We start from the raw sequence: 18,539 nt of genomic DNA, 5'->3' as shown, positions 1-18,539 counted from the left end.
TTCCGCCCATGACGAGCGTGCACGCATGAGTCCACTGCGCCTGCTGGCAGGCAAGCCGCGCGTGCAATCGCAGACGGCGACGCGCGAGAACCTCAGTCTGACGCTCGATAACGGCGAAACCGTCGACGTACTGCGCGTACGCGACCCGCGCGCGCGCCGGATCAAGCTCAGCGTGAGCGAACGCGGCGCGCGCCTGACCCTGCCGCTGCGCGCCAGCGAGATCGCCGGCGAACGCTTCGTGCTCGAACATGGCGACTGGCTGATGGCCCAACTGGCCCGCAACGGCAGCACGACGCCGGGACTGCAGCCGCATGCGACCGCCTCCATTCCGTTGCGCGGGACCGAACTGCCGGTGCTGTGGAGCGAAGGTCGCGCCCTGCGCCTGGCTCGCGACGAGGACGCGCTGCACATCACCGTACCGGCCAGCCTGCGCATCGCCTCACTACGGCGCGCGCTGCGCGACTTCTACGAAGCCGAGGCACGCGCCGACATCGGTCGCTGGCTGCCGCCGCTGTTGCCGACGCTGCCACGGCCGCCATCGCGCTTCACCCTGAAGGTGATGAGCTCGCAATGGGGTTCGCTGGCGCCGAATGGCACGGTCGCACTGGACCTGGCGCTGGTACTGGCGCGTTCGAGCGCATTCGAATACGTGGTGGTGCACGAACTCTGCCATCTGATCCGCGCGGACCATTCGCGCGCGTTCTGGCGCGAGGTGGAACAGCGCTTTCCCAGCTGGCGCGACGAGAAGGACTACTTCCACACCGAGGGCCGCCAGCTCAAGGCCGCGATGCGCGCGCTGCTGGCCGCATGATGGACCTGGTAACGTTGTTCCTGCGGTAGCCGCCGTCCGCGCGGCATCATCCTGGAGCCGATCATGCGTCGAATCGTCCTGTTGTCTCTCGCAACCCTGTGTCTCGCCAGTTGCGGCAAATCGCCCGGCGAGCGCATGGCCGAGGCCGCCATCGAGGCGCGCACCGGACACAAGGCCGACGTCAACGCCGACAAGGGCGAAGTCAGCATCCGCACCGAACAGGGCGAGATGAAGATCAACACCGCCGGTGGCACCGCGCTGCCTGCCAGCTTTCCCAAGGACGTCTATCTGCCGAGCAGCTACACGGTGGAGGCATCGATGGAGATGCCCAACGCGGTAATCGTCCATCTACTGACGCCCGGCGACATGACCGCGGTGGCGACTGCCGCCGACACGCAGATGCAGGCGCAGGGCTGGAAATCCACGACGCTGATGGGGGGCACCCAGGCCAAGGTCGTCATGTATGAAAAGGCCAAGCGTCATGCGACCCTGACCATCTCCGAGGGCCAGGGTCAGGACAAGGGCAAGGGTGTTCGCGTCGGCTATCAGCTCGCGACTGAGCAGCAGTAACACATCAAGCATCCAGCGCGTGACCCCGTGCGGCCGCAGGTCGCACGGATGCGTTGCGCGCAGTCCGCCCGAAGGACCCTCAGCCGCGAACGAAGAAGTCCCCGATCACCGCAGCCACCGCAGCCGGATCTTCCATGTGGAGATGATGGGTGCCGGGCAGCACGAACAGCTGGCCGTGGCGCAGCAATCCGGCACGCTCGCGCCGCAGTGCATCAGGGAAGTACGGCGGCGGTGGATCGGCATAGATCACCCGTGTCGGGCATTCGATATGCGTCAGCAGGTCGCGTACCTGGTCCTCGATCATGCGCACCGCGGTGGTGATGGTCAGGCGCGGATCGCTGCTCCAGCTGTAGCCGCCATCGACGGCGACCACGCCGCGCTCCACTAGCAGCCGCGCAACAGGTTCGCTCAAACCGTTGGCCGCCATGCGTGCATTTACCGCGGTGTCGATCTCGCGGAACACGCGCAGGCGCTTGCCGATCAAGGCACGCCGGGCAGTTACGGATTCGCGAAGACGTGCCGTGGTGTGATCAGCAGTGTCCGACAGGGCGCCCAACGCCTCGATCGCGAGGAAACGCTCGACCCGTTCCGGCGCAGCAGCGCTGAGGATGCTGCTTATGGCCGCGCCCATCGAATGCGCGAGCAGTGCGAAGCGCTGCCAGCCCAGAGCATCGGCGACGTCGAGGACCGCGTGCACGGTGCCGGCGAGCGAATAGTCCGCGCCCGGCGGCAAGTGCGCGCTGGCGCCGTGGCCCGGCAGGTCGAGCGCGACCAGGTCGATTCCGCGCAGATAGGGCGCCAGCGGCACGAAGCTGGCGGCGTTGTCGAGCCAGCCATGCAGCGCCAGCACCGGACGCCCTCCCGGTTCACCGCCACGCAAACCGGTGAGACGGCCGAAGGCGGTGTCGAGGACGATTTCTTGCAGGCCCGATGCGTACCTGTTCATGTCGCATCACCCATCGGCTCACCCTTCGGCAATCCCACCACGACGTCACGCGCAATCGTCGCCAGCACGCGCGCATGCGCGACGCTGTCGTTGAGGCACGGCACGTAACGCAGTTCGCCGCCGCGCGCGCGGAAGTCATCCTTCAGCTGCTGCGCGACTTCTTCCAGCGTTTCCAGGCAATCCACGGCGAAGCCCGGCGCGACCACGTCGACGCTGCGGATGCCGCGTTCGGCCAGGGTCGCGAGCGTATCGACGGTGGCGGGTTCGAGCCATTTCTCGCGACCGAACCGCGATTGGTAACTCAGCGTCCACGATTCCTCGCGCAACCCCAGTGCAGCGGCGATCGCGCGCGCCCCGGCTTCGCATTGCTGCGGATACGGATCGCCGTTGTCGGCCAGGCGCTGCGGCAGTCCATGGAACGAAAACAGCAGATGCGCGGCATTGCCGTGCCGGGCGCGATGCGCGCGGATCGAATCGGCGACAGCGGCGATCCAGCCCGCATCGAGGTGGTAGTCGCCGACGAAGTCGACGATCGGCACATCGGCACCCACGGCTTGCGACGGTGCCGTGCCGGCTTCGACGAAACCCACATCGCGGATCGGCCAACCTTGCGCAGCAACCACATCGCGCACGGACGCGGTCGTGGTCGTCGAGTACTGCGGATACAGCGGCAGCACCAGCACACGACGCATGCCGTCACTGCGCAACTGACGCAACTGGCGCGCGAAAGCCGGCGTGCCGTAGCGCATGGCGTGCCGCACGGTCCATTGCGGACATTCGCGCTGCACCGCCTCGGCGAGCTGGCGCGTGTACACCGCCAGGGGCGAGCCACCGGGCATCCAGACACTCGCGTACTTGTGCGCCACCCGCAGCGAACGCAGCGGCAGGATCACCAGATTCAGCAGCGGCCACCACAGCCAGCGCGGTAGGTCGACCACGCGGCGATCGGAAAGGAATTCGCGCAGATAACGGCGCACGGCCGCAGCGGTCGCTGCTTCGGGCGTGCCTAGGTTCACCAGCACCAATGCTGTGCGGGTAGCGGAAGTGTGGGCGTTGTCGCCTGCCGTGGGGGTGGGCGCGATCATCGGCATAGGATGACAGTCGGGTGAAGGGGCGTCACGGTGTGGCGGAGAAAGGCATCGTGGTTTGCCATCCCGAGCCGCTGCGGCGGCACTCTTGCGCCATGGCCATGTTTTATCGCGGCGCTATCGTGGCGCTGTTCATTACGCCGCCGTTACCCTGCCCGCATCCCCCGCCGCCGGAGTCGCCATGTCGCGCCCTGTCCTGCCCAAGTTGTCCGCCGTTTCCCTCGCGCTCGCCCTGGCACTCGCCTTCGCCGGCCCCGCCACCGCCGGACCCGAAGAGGACAAGCGCGTGGCCGACGCGGTGCGCGTGCTCAGCGAAGTGCAGCGCATTCCCGAATCCGCGATTCCGGACAAGCTGTTCGATGAAGCCAAGGCGATCGTCGTGGTGCCCGATTCGCTCAAGGTCGGCCTGGTGCTCGGCGGCCGGCGCGGGCACGGCGTGGTGTCGGTGAAGAACCCCGACGGCAGCTGGTCGTATCCCAGCTTCGTCAAGCTGACCGGTGGCAGCATCGGTTTCCAGGCCGGCGTGCAGTCGGCCGACATCGTGCTGGTGTTCCGCGGCGAGCGCGGTCTCGACTCCATCGTCAACGGCAAGGTCACCCTCGGCGCCGATGCCGGCGTGGCCGCCGGACCGGTGGGCCGCAATGCGGGCACCGCGACCGATGGCCAGCTCAAGGCGGAAATCTGGTCCTGGTCGCGTGCGCGCGGCCTGTTCGCCGGTATCGCCCTCGATGGCGCGATCCTGTCGATCGACGACGCCGCCAACCAACTGGTCTACGGCGAAGGCACTACGCCGCGGATGATTTTCGAGAATCGCACCCGCCAGCGTCCGGCCGACTCGGCCGTGGCGTTCCGCGACGCGCTGGAAGAAGCCGGCGCGCTGGCGCGCGACCGCCGCGGTGGCAGGGCGTCGAATCCCGCCCCCGCGACCGGCAGCGCCGCCATATCGGCCCCGACGGCCGCTGCTGCGCAGACCGTCCCGGCGCCGTCGACAGGCACCGGAGCCCAGCCCACACCGTTCCAGGACGTCAATGGCGGCGTCCGGACCGAGTCGTTGCCGCCGGATCCGGCCCCCACCACCACGCCCCGCCGCTGAACTGCAGTGACGTTGGTCATGTGAACGGATACCGCAGCCGTCATCGCAGCTGCGGTATCCTCATCATTCATTACACAGGGCATTACCAATGGGCGGTTTTAGCATTTGGCACTGGCTGATCGTGCTGGTGATCGTCGTGCTGGTGTTCGGCACCAAGCGCCTGGGCAGCGTGGGCAAGGACCTGGGCGAAGCCGTGAAGGGCTTCAAGAAGGGCATGCAGGACGACGACGAAAAGAAGCCGACCGCGCAGTTGCGGGACGAGTCGCGCACCGACACCACCACGACGTCGCAGCAGCGCGACGACGAACACACTCCCCGCTGACGTGTGGACCCGCCCGGAGGCGGGCTGATCCATGTTCGACGTCGGATTCGGCGAGCTCTTTATGATCGCGATCGTGGCCCTGCTCGTGCTGGGCCCCGAGCGCCTGCCCAAGGCCGCGCGCTTCGCCGGCCTGTGGGTGCGGCGTGCGCGCGCGCAGTGGTATTCGGTGAAGGCGGAACTCGAGAACGAGCTCGCCGACGATGAACTGCGCCGCAGCCTGCGCCAGACCCAGGCCGACCTGAAGGAAGCGCGCGATTCGCTCGCCCAGGGCGGCGTCGCGCTGCAGCAGCAGATCCAGCAGGCGCGCACCGACATGCGCAATGCCTTCCTGACCGACAACCCCGGTCACGACAGCGGCGCTGGAGCCGAAGCACCGGCCACGACCGACGCCATACCGACGCAGCCGCAACTGCCCATCGCGGAACACACCGACGAGCACGCCGCCACGACGGAACACGCCCACCCCGCCGAGTCCGGGCCCGATGCACGACGCTGACGTCGAGAGTTCACAAACCCAGAGCCGCCTGATCGATCATCTGATCGAGCTGCGCGCGCGCCTGCTGCGCGCCGTGACCGGGCTGGTCATCGTCTTCGTCGCGTTCCTGCCGTTCGCCAACAAGCTGTACGCCTGGCTGGCCAAGCCGTTGCTGGCCAAGCTGCCGGCCGGCGGTCACCTGATCGCCACCGGCGTGGCGTCGCCGTTCTTCGCGCCGGTGAAGCTGGCGTTCTTCGCTGCGCTGTTCGTGTCGGTGCCGTGGCTGCTGTACCAGGCCTGGGCCTTCGTTGCTCCCGGCCTGTACAAGCGCGAGAAGAAGCTGGCGCTGCCATTGCTGGTGTCGGCGGTGTCGCTGTTCTACGCCGGCTGCGCGTTCGCCTATTTTCTGGTGCTGCCGACCGTGTTCGGCTTCCTCACCCGCGTCACGCCGGAAGGCGTGTCGATGATGACCGACATCCAGGCCTACCTGGATTTCGTGCTGGTGATCTTCCTCGCCTTCGGCGCGAGTTTCGAACTACCGGTGGCACTGGTGATCCTCGCGCTGCTGGGTTGGGTGACGCCGCAACAGCTGCGCGAATCGCGCGGCTATGCGGTGGTCGGCGTGTTCATCATCGCCGCGATCATCACACCGCCCGATGTCGTCTCGCAGCTGCTGCTCGCGATTCCGATGTGCGTGCTGTACGAGCTGGGCATCCTTGCGGCCGCATGGGTCGCGCCGAAGCGCGACGCCACCGCGTAAGCCTTGTAGAGCGGAGCTTGCTCCGCTGCTTTCGTCGTAAGAGATCGAAAGCCAAAGGCAGCGGAGCAAGCTCCGCTCTACAAAGAAGCCGGCCTACGGCATCACCGGCGCCTGATACTCCAGCGTCATCCCCAGCAGCCACAACAAGCCCAGCACCAGCGGCACGTGCACGAGCAGCTGCACGAAGGTGAAACCGACGATGTCGCGCGCCCTCAGGCCGAGTACGCCGAGCAGCGGCAACATCCAGAATGGATTGACCAGGTTCGGCAGCGCCTCCGCGGCGTTGTAGATCTGCACCGCCCAGCCCAGATGCACCTGCAGCTCGTTCGCGGCCTGCATCACGTACGGCGCCTCGATGATCCACTTGCCGCCGCCGGACGGTACGAAGAAACCCAGTACCGCCGAATACGCCCCCATCACCAGGGCGAAGCTGTCCCGCGAAGCGACCTGCACGAACAGTTCCGACAACCGGTGCGCCAGCGTTTCGCCGTTCGCCCCGGCCACGCCGGTCAGCAGCGCGGCGATGCCGCCGTACAGCGGAAACTGCAGCAGCACGCCGGCCGTGCCCGGCACCGCCTTCGCTACCGCATCGAGGAAGCTGCGCGGCCGCCAATGCAGCAGCAGGCCCAGCGACAGGAACAACAGGTTGTAGGTGTTGAGATCGGCGATCGCACTGGTGAGCGGTTTGCTCGCGAATTCCGACGCCAGCCAGCCGAACGCCAACAGCGACAACAACACGGTGAGCAATGGGCTGTGTTCGAGCCAGTCGCCCGGTCGCGCCGTTCCCTGGCGGATCGAAGGCGCGTCCGACACGAGGACAGTGATGTCCGCGACGCGCGCCTGCGTCGCAGCCGGCGCCGTCCAGTACGCGACCAGTACCGACACCGCGATCAGCAGCGCGGTCAATGCGAACGACTGCCACAGGAAGATCGTCTGCGCGAACGGCAGCACCCCGGTGATCTCCAGCAGCCCGGGCGGCATGCTCGCCGCATTCGCCTGCAGCTGCGCGGCCGACGAACTCAATCCCATCGCCCACACCGCACCCAGGCCGAGGTAGGCCGCGGCGCCGGCCGCACGATAGTCCATGCGCAGTTCGGTACGCCGCGCCAGCGCGCGCACCAGCAGCCCCGCGAACACCAGCGAAAAGCCCCAGCTCAGCAGCGAGGTCAGCATGCTCAGCGTGGCCACGAACGCGACCGCACCTCGTCCGCTGCGCGGCAAGCGTGCGAGCCGTTCGATTCCGCGCGCCACGATCGGCGCGGTGGCCACGACATAGCCGCCGATCACCACGAACACCATCTGCATGGTGAAAGGAATCAGGCTCCAGTAGCCCTTGCCGAAACCTTGCGCGGTGGCTTGCGGCGAGGCCCCGCAGGCCATCGCCGCGATCGCCACGATGACCAGGCCCAGTACTGCGAACACCCAGGCATCCGGGAACCAGCGCTCGGCGAATGCGGCGCAGCGCAGGGCCGCACGTGCGAGCCAACTGGGATTGCCTGTTTCCGTCATGACTTCACCTCGCGCTGCATCGAGCGCCTTTGCGCCATAAGCAAACGGCCCGCATTGCTGCGGGCCGTCGTCGTGTCCGGATGGCGCTCAGCCCGCGGGCTGCGCCGCTTCCTTCTTGTGCCCGATCAGCCACATCGCGGCGCCAGCCACGATCAAGCCCACGCGGATGGCGATGCCAACGGTGGGACCCCAGCTGTCGATCCAGCTCAGAACGACGAACTCCATGCCCAGCATGTTCAATACGAACGAACCGGCACCGAAGATGACAAACCACTTACCCCAGGACTTCATGCAGCGCTCCCCTACAGCAGATGAAATGGACTAGGCCCGATCCCCATCGGACGGGCCGAGTCTACTTCAATGCGCGGCACGCAAGCCCAGGTCGAGCGCGAAGCCGGCGAACACGACCAGGCCGACCCAATGGTTGTGCAGGAATGCACGGAAACAACCTTCGCGATCGCGGCGGCGCGCCTGCACGAATTCGTACGCGACCAGCACGACGGCGACACCGAGCGCATACCAGAAGTACGTGCCCAGTTCGGCGCGTCGCCCCACCAGGAACAGCGCGTACACGAACAGTCCGTACAGCACGCCTTGCGCGATCAGGTCCATCTCGCCGAACAGGATCGCGGTCGACTTACTGCCCATGCGCAGGTCGTCGTCGCGATCGACCATCGCGTACCAGGTGTCGTACGCGGTCGACCACAGGATGTTGGCGATGTAGAGCAGCCACGCCACCGGCGGCACAGTACCCTGGATCGCGGCGAAGGCCATCGGGATGCCCCAGCCGAACGCCATGCCCAGGTAGACCTGCGGCAGGTAGGTGTAGCGCTTGAGATACGGATAGCTCGCCGCGAGGCACACGCCGACGATGCTCATGTAGATCGTCAGGCGATTCATCGTCAGTACCAGCGCGAACGCGACCAGCATCAGCACCGCGAATACCGCGAGCGCCTCGCGTCCGCCGACTGCGCCCGTGGCGAGCGGGCGCTGACGGGTGCGCTCGACGTGCGGATCCAGCCAGCGATCGGCGTAGTCGTTGATCACGCAGCCGGCAGCGCGGGTCAGCCATACACCCAGCGTGAACACGATCAACGTCCACCACGGCGGCACGCCCTTCGCCGCCAGCCACAGCCCCCACCAGGTCGGCCACAACAGCAGCAGCCAACCGATCGGACGGTCGCCCCGCACCAGCTTCCAGTACTGGCCCAGGCGCTCGCGCCAGTGCGGAACCGGCGGCGGAATCGGGATGTAGTCGCGTTCGTAACTCATCTTCACAACTCGTCGGGAAGGTGGCGGGGAACTCGCGGGCATTGTCGCCTATCACCGCCGAATTCCGGACCAGCGGCCACACCCTGCACTTTGTTTCGCCGCGCCGGCGGGCGTAGGCTAGCTTGCGCACGAGGGGAACGCGATGGACATCGAATCCAGGGAAGTGCGGATCACGGTCCAAGGTCTGACGTTGGGGATGTATGTCAGCCGGCTCGACCGACCATGGCTGGAGACGGCCTTTCTCATGCAGGGGCTGAAGCTCACGTCGCCCGACGAAATTGCGACCCTGCAGCGCATCTGCAACCACGTCTGGGTCGACGTGATGCTGGGCAGCACGCCCAATCCGCGCTTCCTCGCGTTCGTCGAACCCGCGGCCGTGCGCCAGAGCCGCGCCGCCGCGGAAATCGACGCGCTGCGCCAGACCCAATGGAAGCCGCAGGTCGAAATGCAGGAAGAGCTCGCCCAGGCCGAAGCGGCGCATGCGTCGCTGGAGGCGGCGATCGACGAGGTCATGACCGACCTGCACAGCGGCAAGCGGCTCGACCTGGACAAGCTCAAGGACGGCGTCGACACGATGATCGACTCGATCCTTCGCAATCCCACCGCCTTCGTCTGGCTCAAGGAGATGAAGCGGCGCGACAACTACGCCTACCAACACGCGATGGGCTGTGCGATCTGGGCGGCCAGCTTTGGTCGGCATCTGGGCCTGGAACGCGCGGAGCTGCAGTTGCTCGCGCTCGGCGGGCTGCTGTGCGACGTCGGCAAGACGCGACTGCCGCTGGAACTGCTGAACAAGCGCGAGCCGCTCACGGTGGAGGAAGTCGAGCTCGTACGCCAGCACGTGCAGCACGGGCTGGAAATCGTCGACGGCACGCCCGGACTGTCCCCGAAGATCCGCGAGATCGTCGCGACCCACCACGAGCGTCACGACGGCAGCGGTTATCCGTGGGGCCTGCAGGGCGGCGACATTCCGATCTTCGGCCGCATCATGGGCATCGTCGACAGTTACGACGCGATGACCTGCCTGCGTCCGTATGCCGAGAGCCGGTCGCCGCATCAGGCGGTCAATGAGCTCTACCAGCAGCGCGACAAGCTGTTCCAGCCCGAGCTGGTCGAACAGTTCATCCAGAACTGCGGCATCTATCCGACTGGTTCGCTGGTGGAACTATCCAATGGCCAGGTCGCGGTGGTCACCGACGTGCACAGTCTCAAGCGCCTGCGACCACGGGTGATGCTGCTGCTCGACACCGACAAGAAGCCGCTGCAGCAGTTCAGCGTGCTTGACCTGGGCGAAGTGGAGCGCGACGCCGCGGGCCACCCGCTCAGCGTCAAGACCGGCTTGCCGACCGGCGCCTACGGTATCGATCCGGTCGAGCTGTTCCTGCACTGAGCGTCGAGCCGGCACCCCCATGCCCTCGACCGACGACGAACTGACCGGTCTGCACAATCGCCGCAGCTTCCTCGCGCTGCTGCGCCGGCACGTGGGCTTCGCCAATGAACGCAAGACCAATCTCGCGCTGGTGATCGTCGACATCGACAGCTTCGCGCGACTCAACACCACGTACGGCTACGACTTTGGCGATCGCGCGCTGCAATACGTGGCGGGGCAGCTGCGCGAGGTGATCCGTTCACAGGATTACGCCGCGCGCATCGGCGACAACCGCTTCGCGCTGATCCTGCCGGGGATCATGAACGTGGGCCATGCCGAGCTCGCAGTACAGAAGCTTTTTCGCCTGCTCGACCTGCCCTTCCAGAGCGATCAGGGCACCGTGCGCATGACCGCGACTGTCGGCGTGGCGGTGTGCCCGTTGCATGCCAGCCAGGCTGATTTCCTGTTGCGCCAGGCGGAGAAGAGCCTGGAACTGGCACGCAATACCGGGCAGCGCTGGCTGTTTCCGCCCGATACCGAGGACGAGCGCGGCTTCTCCGAATTCTGGGATCTCGAACTTGAGCTCGACGGCGCCGTGCAACGCGGCGAGATGTTCCTGGTCTACCAGCCCAAGCTGAGCCTGCCCGACCTGCAACCGATCGGCGCCGAAGCGCTGATGCGGTGGCGTCATCGCTCGCGCGGCCTGGTGTCGCCGGACCAGTTCATTCCCATCGCCGAGCAGACCGGCCAGATCAAGGGCATGACCATCTGGGCGCTGAACTCCGCACTGCGCCACGCCGGCGAATGGAAGCATCCGCACGGCCGCTTCAGCATCGCGGTCAACGTGCCAGCCGAGCTCGTCGGCCAGGACGACCTGCCCGACCTGGTCGAGAACGCGCTGAACCTATGGGGGTCGGAAGAGGTGCAGCTGGTGCTGGAGATCACCGAGCGCTCGCTGGTGATGGATCCGCGCCACAGCTTCCGCATCCTCTCGCGCATCCGCGATCTGGGCGTGCGGATCTCGATCGACGATTTCGGCACCGGCTACTCGTGCCTGGCCTACTTCAAGGACATTCCCGCCGACGAGCTGAAGATCGACAAATCCTTCGTCGCCGGGTTGCTGATCGATGCCTCATGCGCGGACATCACCTCGCTGATCATCGACCTGGCCCATCGCTTCGGCATGTCGGTCGTGGCCGAAGGCGTCGAGGACGAGGAAACCCTCGCAGCCCTGCTCCAGCGCCGTTGCGACGTGGTGCAGGGCCATTTGTTCGCGAAGGCGATGGAGCTGGACGAATTCCAGCGCTGGGCCGCGCAGGACGGCCCCTGGGACCCATTGCGCAACACCGGTTGACGTCGCGCGACCGCGACCGGGCCATCGCTGCTAGAATGCCGGTCCCGCGATGGCCAGCATCGCGCGGTTCTGCACTGCGCCCGTAGCTCAGCCGGATAGAGTAGTGGCTTCCGAAGCCATTGGTCGGGGGTTCGAATCCCTCCGGGCGCGCCATCTTCCCTGCATGCCTCGCATGCTTCTTTGTTGGCGCGATCCGATCGCGCCAACAAAGGCGAAAGCGCCCGGCCTGCGACTGTGCGGCAATACGCTCCCTTGTCGCCGCGCCGGAGTGGCCATGCAGCCGTTTCCCTCGATCGTCCTGATGCTGCTGGCCGCAGTGGGCAGCAACGCCTGCGCGCAGACGCCCCCGCGCGAACACCTCGCTCCGCAAGGCTGGGAAGGTTCGTACTACAGCATCCACTACACGCCGGTCATGAAGATCGGCGACCGGGTGATCGTGTCCGGCATCCCGGCGCTGGAAGGCGATACCGAAGAAGCCCGGATCCGCTGGGCATTCACCGAGCTCAAGCGGCATCTGGAAGTCGCGGGCGCCACGATGGAGGACGTGGTCGAACTGCAGAGTTTCCACCTGGCCCGCGACCACGACGAGTTCCGCGCGCGCTTCGCGACCGTGGAAAAGGTGCACGCCGAATTCTTCCACGACCGCTATCCGGCCTGGACGGCGGTAGGCACGAGCGCGCTGTATTCGGAAGGCGCGCCGATGGAAATCCGCGCCGAAGCCATCATCGGCTCGGGGCGGGCGGCGAAAGTCGCGATTCCCAAGCCGCAGGAATCCGGACAGCCTTAAGGCACGCGGGCGCATACCCACGCATCCACGCGCCGCACGCCGGCACGCTTGAGTGCGGCGGCCGCGGCCCACAACGTGGCGCCGGTGGTCATCACGTCATCGATCAGCACCGCATGATCCGGCAACGACGCGCTTGCCTGCACCGCGAAGGCGCCGCGCAGGTTGCGGCGGCGGGCCGCGGCGCTGAGTTCGGACTGCGGCGCGGTGCGTCGGACGCGTTGCAGCAGGTCGTCGCGCAACGGCAGATCCAGCGCGCGCGCCAGGGGGCGGGCCAATTCCAGTGCTTGGTCGTAGCCGCGGCGCCGCAGCCGTGCGCGGTGCAACGGCACCGGAATCACCGCCTCCGGCCGCGGCCTCCCCGCAGCGAACTCCGCCATCAGTTGCGCGAGCAGGGCGCCCGCGGCGAAGTCGCGGTGGAACTTGAAGCGCGGCAGCAGACGATCGAGCGGTGCGGCATAGACGAAGCTGGCGTACACACCGTCCAGCGCCGGGGCGCGACCGCGTCGACCCAGGGTGGCTTCCCGGCGCAGGCAATCGCCGCAGACCGCCGGGACCGGAAGCGGCACGGCACAGCACGGGCAGGCGCAGCAGTTCCAGGGCAGGTCGTCCGCGCAGGCCGCGCACAGGTCCAGTCCTTCCAGCCCCGGCGCCCCGCAGACCAGGCACTGGTTCGGCCAGAGCAGACGGGCCGCATCGACCCGAAGCCAATGCCCGAGGCGCTGTTGCAGGCCCTGCAATGCTAGCCCCGACGGGTCGGCCAGGGAGCTGTCAACTCGATCAGGGCACACTTGGTTGACAGGGCGGGTCATGATTTCCAGACTGCCCGCCCAGTCCGCCCACGTCTGTCGGAAAACCCCCATGTCCGCTGTCAGCGAAATGCCCCTGCGCCACGATTGGAGCCGCGAGGAAGTCCGCGCCCTGTTCGACCTGCCCTTCCCCGAGCTGCTGCACCGCGCCGGGACTGTGCATCGCGCCCACTTCGACCCCGCCCAGGTCCAGGTCAGCACCCTGCTGTCGATCAAGACCGGTGGCTGCCCGGAAGACTGCGGCTACTGCCCGCAGGCCGCGCGGTACCACACCGGCGTGGACGCCACGAAGCTGATGTCGACCGAAGCGGTGCTCGATAAGGCCAAGCAGGCCAAGGCCGCCGGTGCGAGCCGCTTCTGCATGGGCGCGGCATGGCGTTCGCCCAAGGACCGCGACATCCCGAAGGTCGCGGCCATGATCTCGGAGGTGAAGGCGCTGGGCCTGGAAACCTGCGCGACGTTGGGCATGCTCTCGGGTGAACAGGCACGCGCGCTCCGAGACGCCGGCCTGGACTACTACAACCACAATCTCGACACCGCGCCGGAGTTCTACGGCGAGATCATCCATACCCGCGAGTACCAGGACCGCCTCGACACGCTCAGCCACGTGCGCGACGTCGGCATGAAGACCTGCTGCGGCGGCATCGTCGGAATGGGCGAACAGCGCGAACAGCGCGCGGGCCTGTTGCAGACCCTGGCCAACCTGCCGGCGCATCCGGATTCGGTCCCGATCAACCGCCTGGTGCAGGTCGAAGGCACGCCGCTCGCCGGTACCGCGACGCTCGATCCGTTCGAATTTGTGAGGACGATCGCAGTTGCGCGCATCCTGATGCCGAAATCGATGGTCCGCCTCTCCGCCGGCCGCGAAAGCATGAGCGATGAGCTGCAGGCGCTGTGCTTCCTGGCCGGTGCGAATTCGATCTTCTACGGTGAGAAATTGCTGACGACCGGCAACCCCGACACCGAGCGCGATATGGCATTGTTCGGCCGGCTGGGCCTGGTGCCCATGCCGGTCATTGAACAGGGGGAGACCGTGCACGCAGACATTCTCGAAGCGAACCCGACGGTTCGCGAAAAAACCATTCCTTGCGCGGTGACCTGAGATGGCACGTGCGTCCTGGCGTGATCGCATTGCCGCAGCGAAGGCCGAACGCATCGCCGCTTCGCGCGTGCGCGTGCTGCGTGCCGTCACACATCGCGATGGCGCGAGCGTCGAGGTCGATGGCAAGAAGTTGCTGAATTTCTGCAGCAACGACTACCTCGGCCTGTCGCAGCACTTCGCCGTGATCAACGCGCTGCAGGACGCGGCTTCGCGCGAGGGTGCCGGTGGCACCGCGTCGCACTTGGTGTGTGGCCATCACGCGCTGCACGAAGCGCTGGAGAAGGAACTCGCCGACTGGCTGGGCGCACCGCGCGCGCTGCTGTTCGGCAGCGGCTTCATGGCCAATCTCGCCGTCATGCAAGCGCTGCTCGGCGATGGTGACATCTGCGTGCAGGACCGGCTCAATCACGCAAGCCTGATCGACGCCGCGCGTTTGTCCGGCTGCAAGCTGCGTCGTTATCCGCACGCCGATTCCAGTGGAGCATTGCGCCTGATGCGGGAATCCGCCGACGGCGTGGCAATGCTGGCCACCGACGGCGTGTTCAGCATGGACGGCGATGTTGCTCCGCTGCGCGAACTCGCGCTGGCGGCGCGCGTGCAGAAGGCGCTGATGTATGTCGACGATGCGCACGGCATCGGCGTGGTCGGCCCGGACGGGCGCGGCAGCGTCGCCGAGGCGCAGCTCACCGTGGACGCGGTGCCGCTGCAGCTGGTCACGCTCGGCAAGGCGCTGGGCGGTTACGGCGCCGCGGTGGTCGGCGATGCCGACCTGATCGAACACCTCGCGCAGACCGCGCGTCCGTACATCTACACCACCGCGCTGCCGCCGGCGCAGGCCGCGGCGACGCTTGCGGCGCTGAAGCTGGCGCGCGCCGAGGACTGGCGTCGCGGCAAGCTCTACGACCTGATCGCGCATTTCAAGGAACGCGCCGAAAAGGGCGGGCTCGTGCTGCTGCCTTCGGACACGCCGATCCAGCCCGTGATGTGCGGCAGCGACACCCGTGCGCTGTCGATGTCGGCGACGCTGGAACAACGCGGCTACTGGGTCGCGGCGATTCGTCCGCCGACGGTACCGGAAGGTCGCGCGCGCCTGCGAGTCACCCTGTCGGCACTGCATACGCACGCCGATGTCGACGGCCTGATCGATGCACTGAGTCGCGCGCGCGACAAGGCCGAGGCCGAGGCGCGTGTCGCCGAGATGCTTCGCTAAGCCAGCCTGATTGCCGCGGCCGCATGAAGCGGCCGCGATCAAGCGAGCGCGTGGACGCAGCGCCCGCAAGGAAACCACGATGTACATCGAATCGCGCGGACAGGGTCCCGCGCTCGCACTCATTCACGGCTGGGCGATGCACGGCGGGCTGTTCGGGCCATTGGCCGATCGTCTCGCCGATCGTTACACCCTGCACCTGATCGACCTGCCGGGACACGGCTTCGCGCGTGAGGATCAAACGCCGCTGGTACCGGAAGCGCTTGCCGCCGAACTGGTCGCACGCGTTCCCGACGCGGCGTGGCTGGGCTGGTCGCTGGGCGGTCAGTTCGCATTGCGCGCGGCGCTCGATCATCCACATGCGGTGCGCGGGTTGATCATGATTGCCTCGTCGCCGCGCTTCGTGGTCGGCGAAGACTGGTCCCACGGCGTCGGCGCGCAACTGTTCCGCGATTTCGGCGACGCGCTGGCGAAGGACTTCCGCGGCACGCTGGAAGGTTTCCTTGCGCTGGAAGCGCTGGGCTCTGCGCATGCGCAGGAGGAATTGCGCAGTCTGCGTACCCAGGCCTTCGAACGCGGCGAACCGGCCGCGCGCACGCTGCTGGAAGGCCTGCAATTGCTCGATCGCCTCGACACGCGCGACGAGCTGCCGATGCTGCGCGTGCCCAGCCTGTGGCTGTCGGGTCGCCGCGATCGTCTCGTGCCTGCGGGCGCGATGCCGGCCGCCGCGGCGCTGACGCCGAACGCGCGCAGCGTGGTGATCGCCAATGCCGGGCATGCGCCGTTTCTCGGCGCGACGGATGCAGTGGCCGCACAGATCGTGACATTCATGGAGGCGCTGTGATGCGACACCTCGTGCGCTTTGTAGAGCCGAGCTTGCTCGGCTGCCTTTGCTCTTCGGCACGGGGCGATTCAAAGCAACAACAGCAACAACAGCAGCCGAGCAAGCTCGGCTCTACAAAGCGCGTTCGGCGCTATCGGTGATGGCATGAGCGAATTGTTCGATCACCGCCAGGTCCGCCGCGCCTTCTCGCGCGCGGCGCACCACTACGACGACGCCGCCGCGCTGCAACGCGAAGTTGCCGCGCGCCTGCTCGAGTCGCTCGATTACTTCGACGAACGCGCGCAACGTGAGGCGAACGGCGGCAAGCCGCGCGCGCCGCAGCTGGTGCTCGATATCGGCTGCGGCCCCGGCCATGCCGCGGTGGCGATGCAGCAGCGCTGGCCAAAGGCGCAGGTGCTGGCGCTCGATCTCGCCCTGCCGATGCTGCGCGAAGCAAAACACAACGCCGGCGGCTGGCGCCCGTTCAAGCAACGCCCGCAAGCCGTGTGCGCGGATGCGCGCGCACTGCCGCTGGCCGACGGCAGCGTCGACGTGCTGTTCTCCAATCTGTGCCTGCAATGGATCGAGGATCTGCCGGCGGTGTTTGCCGGCTTCCGCCGCGTGCTGAAGCCGGGCGGCTTGATGGTGTTGTCGACCTTCGGCCCCGATACCTTGTGGGAACTGCGCGACGCCTTCGGCCATGCCGACAGCGCACCGCACGTGAGCCCGTTCGCGACGATCGCGCAGTTCGGCGATGCGTTGATTGCGGCCGGCTTCAAGGATCCAGTGCTGGATCGCGATGAATTCCGCCTGCAGCACGAAACGCTCGGCGAACTGATGCGCGAGCTGCGCACGCTCGGCGCGACCAACGCGTTGAACACCCGTCGCCGCAGTCTGACCGGGCGCGAGCGCTTCGCCCGGGCCGCCCAGGCGTATGAACCACTGCGCCGCGACGGCCGGTTGCCCGCGACCTGGGAAGTAATCAGCGCCCATGCCTGGGGCCCGCCGCCAGGCGCGCCGATCCGCGTGGGCGGCGTCGACGAAGTGCGCGTGCCGATCAGCGCGATCCCGGTGCGGCGACGCTAGGTTGAACGTCATGTCACGCCCTGTAACACGACCTCAAGCGGTTGTTCGCCGTTGCCAGCCGCGCGCGCGGCATCGGTCGTATCGGCGCTTTGAGTTCGCTGGGGCGGATTGCTGACATGACCTCGCATTCCCGCCGCGTCCTCCTCGCCGTCGCCATCGCGCTGCTGTCGGCGTTGTTCTTCACCTGCACCTACGTGCTCAATCGCGCGGCGGTCAGCGGCGGCGGGCATTGGGCGTGGACGGCGACGCTGCGTTACCTGATCACGCTGCCGATCATGCTGGTGGTGATGCCATGGCAGGGTGGCGTGGCGCCGGTGTGGCGCGCGATCCGCGCGCATCCGGGCCCCTGGTTGCTCTGGAGCGGCATCGGCTTCGGTCTGTTCTATGTGCTGTTGAGCTATGCCGCGGCCAGCGGGCCATCGTGGCTGGTCGCAGGCACCTTCCAGCTCACCGTCATCGCGGGAATGCTGTGCGCGCCCTTCCTGTATCGCGACAAGCACGATGCACGCGCACGCATTCCGTTGCCGGCGCTCGGCGCGGGCATGGTGGTGATCTGCGGCGTGCTGCTGATGCAGGTCGGCTACGGTGGCGGCCATCTCGACCGGGGCGCCTGGGCGGCGTTGTGCGCGGTCGCGCTAAGCGCCTTTGCTTATCCGCTCGGCAATCGCGGCCTGCTGCTGCATCTGGAACGCAGCGGCATCGAACTCAACGCGACGCAGCGCGTGTTCGGCATGACCCTCGCGAGTCAGCCGTGGTGGTGGGCGGTCGCGGCGTATGCCTTCGCGACGGCAGGCGCGCCGCCCGCAGGACAGATCGCGCTCGCGGCCGGCGTAGCGCTCGGTGCGGGCGTGATCGCCACGGTGCTGTTCTTCCAGGCCACCGGCATGGTGCGCAACGATCCGACCGGCCTGGCCGCGGCCGAAGCCATGCAGGCGGCGGAAATCCTGTTCGCCACGCTGATCGGTGTGCTCTGGCTCGGCGAAGCCTGGCCGCACGGGCGGGCGTTGTGGGGCGCGGTGATCGTAATTGCCGGCATCGTCGCCTTCAGCCTGGTGGCGGCGCGCGCGGCCGCAGGCGACAAGCACGCCACTCAGGAACTGCGCAGCGATCGCGGCGCGTAGTGGATTGCACGCTTCATTCCGCGAAGCGGGGCCGCAAC

The 18,539-nt window shown here is 67.3% G+C and carries 20 protein-coding genes and 1 tRNA gene; 15 read left to right on the top strand and 6 right to left on the bottom strand.

Annotated elements, in window-relative coordinates; translation table 11 throughout:
- Positions 1-25 precede the first annotated feature (25 nt).
- Entirely contained in the window at positions 26-811 is a 786-nt protein-coding gene (locus ACYVGK_RS01660; protein ID WP_460731490.1) for a M48 family metallopeptidase, read from the top strand.
- Positions 812-874: 63 nt separating this feature from the next.
- Positions 875-1,381, top strand: coding sequence for a hypothetical protein (locus tag ACYVGK_RS01655; RefSeq protein WP_460731489.1), 507 nt, complete (start codon positions 875-877; stop codon positions 1,379-1,381).
- Between the two features lie 79 nt (positions 1,382-1,460).
- Here ACYVGK_RS01655 and ACYVGK_RS01650 read toward each other — a convergent pair whose 3' ends face one another.
- Positions 1,461-2,306 (bottom strand): alpha/beta fold hydrolase, encoded by an 846-nt coding sequence (locus ACYVGK_RS01650; protein ID WP_460732416.1) that lies wholly within the window; start codon positions 2,304-2,306, stop codon positions 1,461-1,463.
- Between the two features lie 17 nt (positions 2,307-2,323).
- Positions 2,324-3,412, bottom strand: a complete 1,089-nt coding sequence (gene hemH / locus ACYVGK_RS01645) for a ferrochelatase (RefSeq protein ID WP_460731488.1) — start codon at positions 3,410-3,412, stop codon at positions 2,324-2,326.
- A gap of 199 nt (positions 3,413-3,611) precedes the next feature.
- Here hemH and ACYVGK_RS01640 point away from each other — a divergent pair, with 199 nt between their 5' ends.
- The 4 genes from ACYVGK_RS01640 (at position 3,612) to tatC (ending at position 6,065) form a co-directional block, all read left to right on the top strand.
- Positions 3,612-4,508 (top strand): lipid-binding SYLF domain-containing protein, encoded by an 897-nt coding sequence (locus tag ACYVGK_RS01640; protein WP_460732415.1) that lies wholly within the window; start codon positions 3,612-3,614, stop codon positions 4,506-4,508.
- Positions 4,509-4,596: 88 nt separating this feature from the next.
- The gene (gene tatA, locus ACYVGK_RS01635; protein ID WP_460731487.1) at positions 4,597-4,830 is read left to right on the top strand and encodes a Sec-independent protein translocase subunit TatA; all 234 of its coding nucleotides are present in this window, start codon (positions 4,597-4,599) and stop codon (positions 4,828-4,830) included.
- 31 nt (positions 4,831-4,861) lie between these two features.
- Entirely contained in the window at positions 4,862-5,326 is a 465-nt protein-coding gene (tatB, locus tag ACYVGK_RS01630; RefSeq protein WP_460731486.1) for a Sec-independent protein translocase protein TatB, read from the top strand.
- The gene (tatC, locus tag ACYVGK_RS01625; protein WP_460731485.1) at positions 5,313-6,065 is read left to right on the top strand and encodes a twin-arginine translocase subunit TatC; all 753 of its coding nucleotides are present in this window, start codon (positions 5,313-5,315) and stop codon (positions 6,063-6,065) included. Before tatB ends, tatC begins: the two co-directional genes overlap by 14 nt.
- A 93-nt stretch (positions 6,066-6,158) precedes the next feature.
- Here tatC and ACYVGK_RS01620 read toward each other — a convergent pair whose 3' ends face one another.
- The 3 genes from ACYVGK_RS01620 to ubiA form a co-directional block, all read right to left on the bottom strand.
- Complete coding sequence (locus ACYVGK_RS01620; RefSeq protein WP_460731484.1) at positions 6,159-7,574, bottom strand: short-chain fatty acid transporter; 1,416 nt, start codon at positions 7,572-7,574, stop codon at positions 6,159-6,161.
- A gap of 87 nt (positions 7,575-7,661) precedes the next feature.
- On the bottom strand, positions 7,662-7,865 hold the full coding sequence (locus ACYVGK_RS01615) for a hypothetical protein (RefSeq protein WP_460731483.1): 204 nt from the start codon (positions 7,863-7,865) through the stop codon (positions 7,662-7,664).
- 66 nt (positions 7,866-7,931) lie between these two features.
- Positions 7,932-8,846: a 4-hydroxybenzoate octaprenyltransferase gene (gene ubiA, locus ACYVGK_RS01610; protein ID WP_460731482.1), complete on the bottom strand. Its 915-nt coding sequence runs from the start codon at positions 8,844-8,846 to the stop codon at positions 7,932-7,934.
- Positions 8,847-8,988: 142 nt separating this feature from the next.
- Between ubiA and ACYVGK_RS01605 the strand changes: the two genes are divergently transcribed.
- The 4 genes from ACYVGK_RS01605 to ACYVGK_RS01590 all read left to right on the top strand — a co-directional run bounded on the left by ACYVGK_RS01605 (position 8,989) and on the right by ACYVGK_RS01590 (position 12,356).
- Positions 8,989-10,236: an HD-GYP domain-containing protein gene (locus ACYVGK_RS01605; protein ID WP_460731481.1), complete on the top strand. Its 1,248-nt coding sequence runs from the start codon at positions 8,989-8,991 to the stop codon at positions 10,234-10,236.
- A 19-nt stretch (positions 10,237-10,255) separates the two neighbouring features.
- Positions 10,256-11,569, top strand: coding sequence for a putative bifunctional diguanylate cyclase/phosphodiesterase (locus ACYVGK_RS01600; protein ID WP_460731480.1), 1,314 nt, complete (start codon positions 10,256-10,258; stop codon positions 11,567-11,569).
- Positions 11,570-11,645: 76 nt separating this feature from the next.
- Positions 11,646-11,722 (top strand) — tRNA-Arg (locus tag ACYVGK_RS01595).
- Between the two features lie 121 nt (positions 11,723-11,843).
- Positions 11,844-12,356 carry a Rid family hydrolase gene (locus ACYVGK_RS01590; protein ID WP_460731479.1) on the top strand — a complete coding sequence of 171 codons (513 nt, stop codon included), beginning with the start codon at positions 11,844-11,846 and terminating at the stop codon, positions 12,354-12,356.
- Here ACYVGK_RS01590 and ACYVGK_RS01585 read toward each other — a convergent pair.
- The gene (locus tag ACYVGK_RS01585) at positions 12,353-13,093 is read right to left on the bottom strand and encodes a ComF family protein (protein ID WP_460731478.1); all 741 of its coding nucleotides are present in this window, start codon (positions 13,091-13,093) and stop codon (positions 12,353-12,355) included. The two genes, ACYVGK_RS01590 and ACYVGK_RS01585, sit on opposite strands and share 4 nt — an antisense overlap.
- A gap of 121 nt (positions 13,094-13,214) precedes the next feature.
- On the opposite strand from ACYVGK_RS01585, the gene bioB reads away from it, so the two are divergent.
- The 5 genes from bioB to ACYVGK_RS01560 all read left to right on the top strand — a co-directional run bounded on the left by bioB (position 13,215) and on the right by ACYVGK_RS01560 (position 18,501).
- Complete coding sequence (gene bioB / locus ACYVGK_RS01580) at positions 13,215-14,264, top strand: biotin synthase BioB (protein ID WP_460731477.1); 1,050 nt, start codon at positions 13,215-13,217, stop codon at positions 14,262-14,264.
- Between the two features lies 1 nt (position 14,265).
- Entirely contained in the window at positions 14,266-15,474 is a 1,209-nt protein-coding gene (gene bioF, locus ACYVGK_RS01575) for an 8-amino-7-oxononanoate synthase (RefSeq protein ID WP_460731476.1), read from the top strand.
- Between the two features lie 79 nt (positions 15,475-15,553).
- Positions 15,554-16,315, top strand: coding sequence for a pimeloyl-ACP methyl ester esterase BioH (gene bioH / locus ACYVGK_RS01570; protein ID WP_460731475.1), 762 nt, complete (start codon positions 15,554-15,556; stop codon positions 16,313-16,315).
- Between the two features lie 144 nt (positions 16,316-16,459).
- The gene (gene bioC / locus ACYVGK_RS01565) at positions 16,460-17,380 is read left to right on the top strand and encodes a malonyl-ACP O-methyltransferase BioC (protein WP_460731474.1); all 921 of its coding nucleotides are present in this window, start codon (positions 16,460-16,462) and stop codon (positions 17,378-17,380) included.
- 116 nt (positions 17,381-17,496) lie between these two features.
- A complete protein-coding gene (locus tag ACYVGK_RS01560; protein WP_460731473.1) occupies positions 17,497-18,501 on the top strand; it encodes a multidrug resistance efflux transporter family protein in 1,005 nt (334 codons plus the stop codon).
- Positions 18,502-18,539: the final 38 nt, after the last annotated feature.

This window comes from Lysobacter tyrosinilyticus (assembly GCF_054779815.1).
The sequence above is the reverse complement of the archived record's forward strand: the minus strand, read 5'-3'. Positions and strand labels throughout refer to the sequence as shown.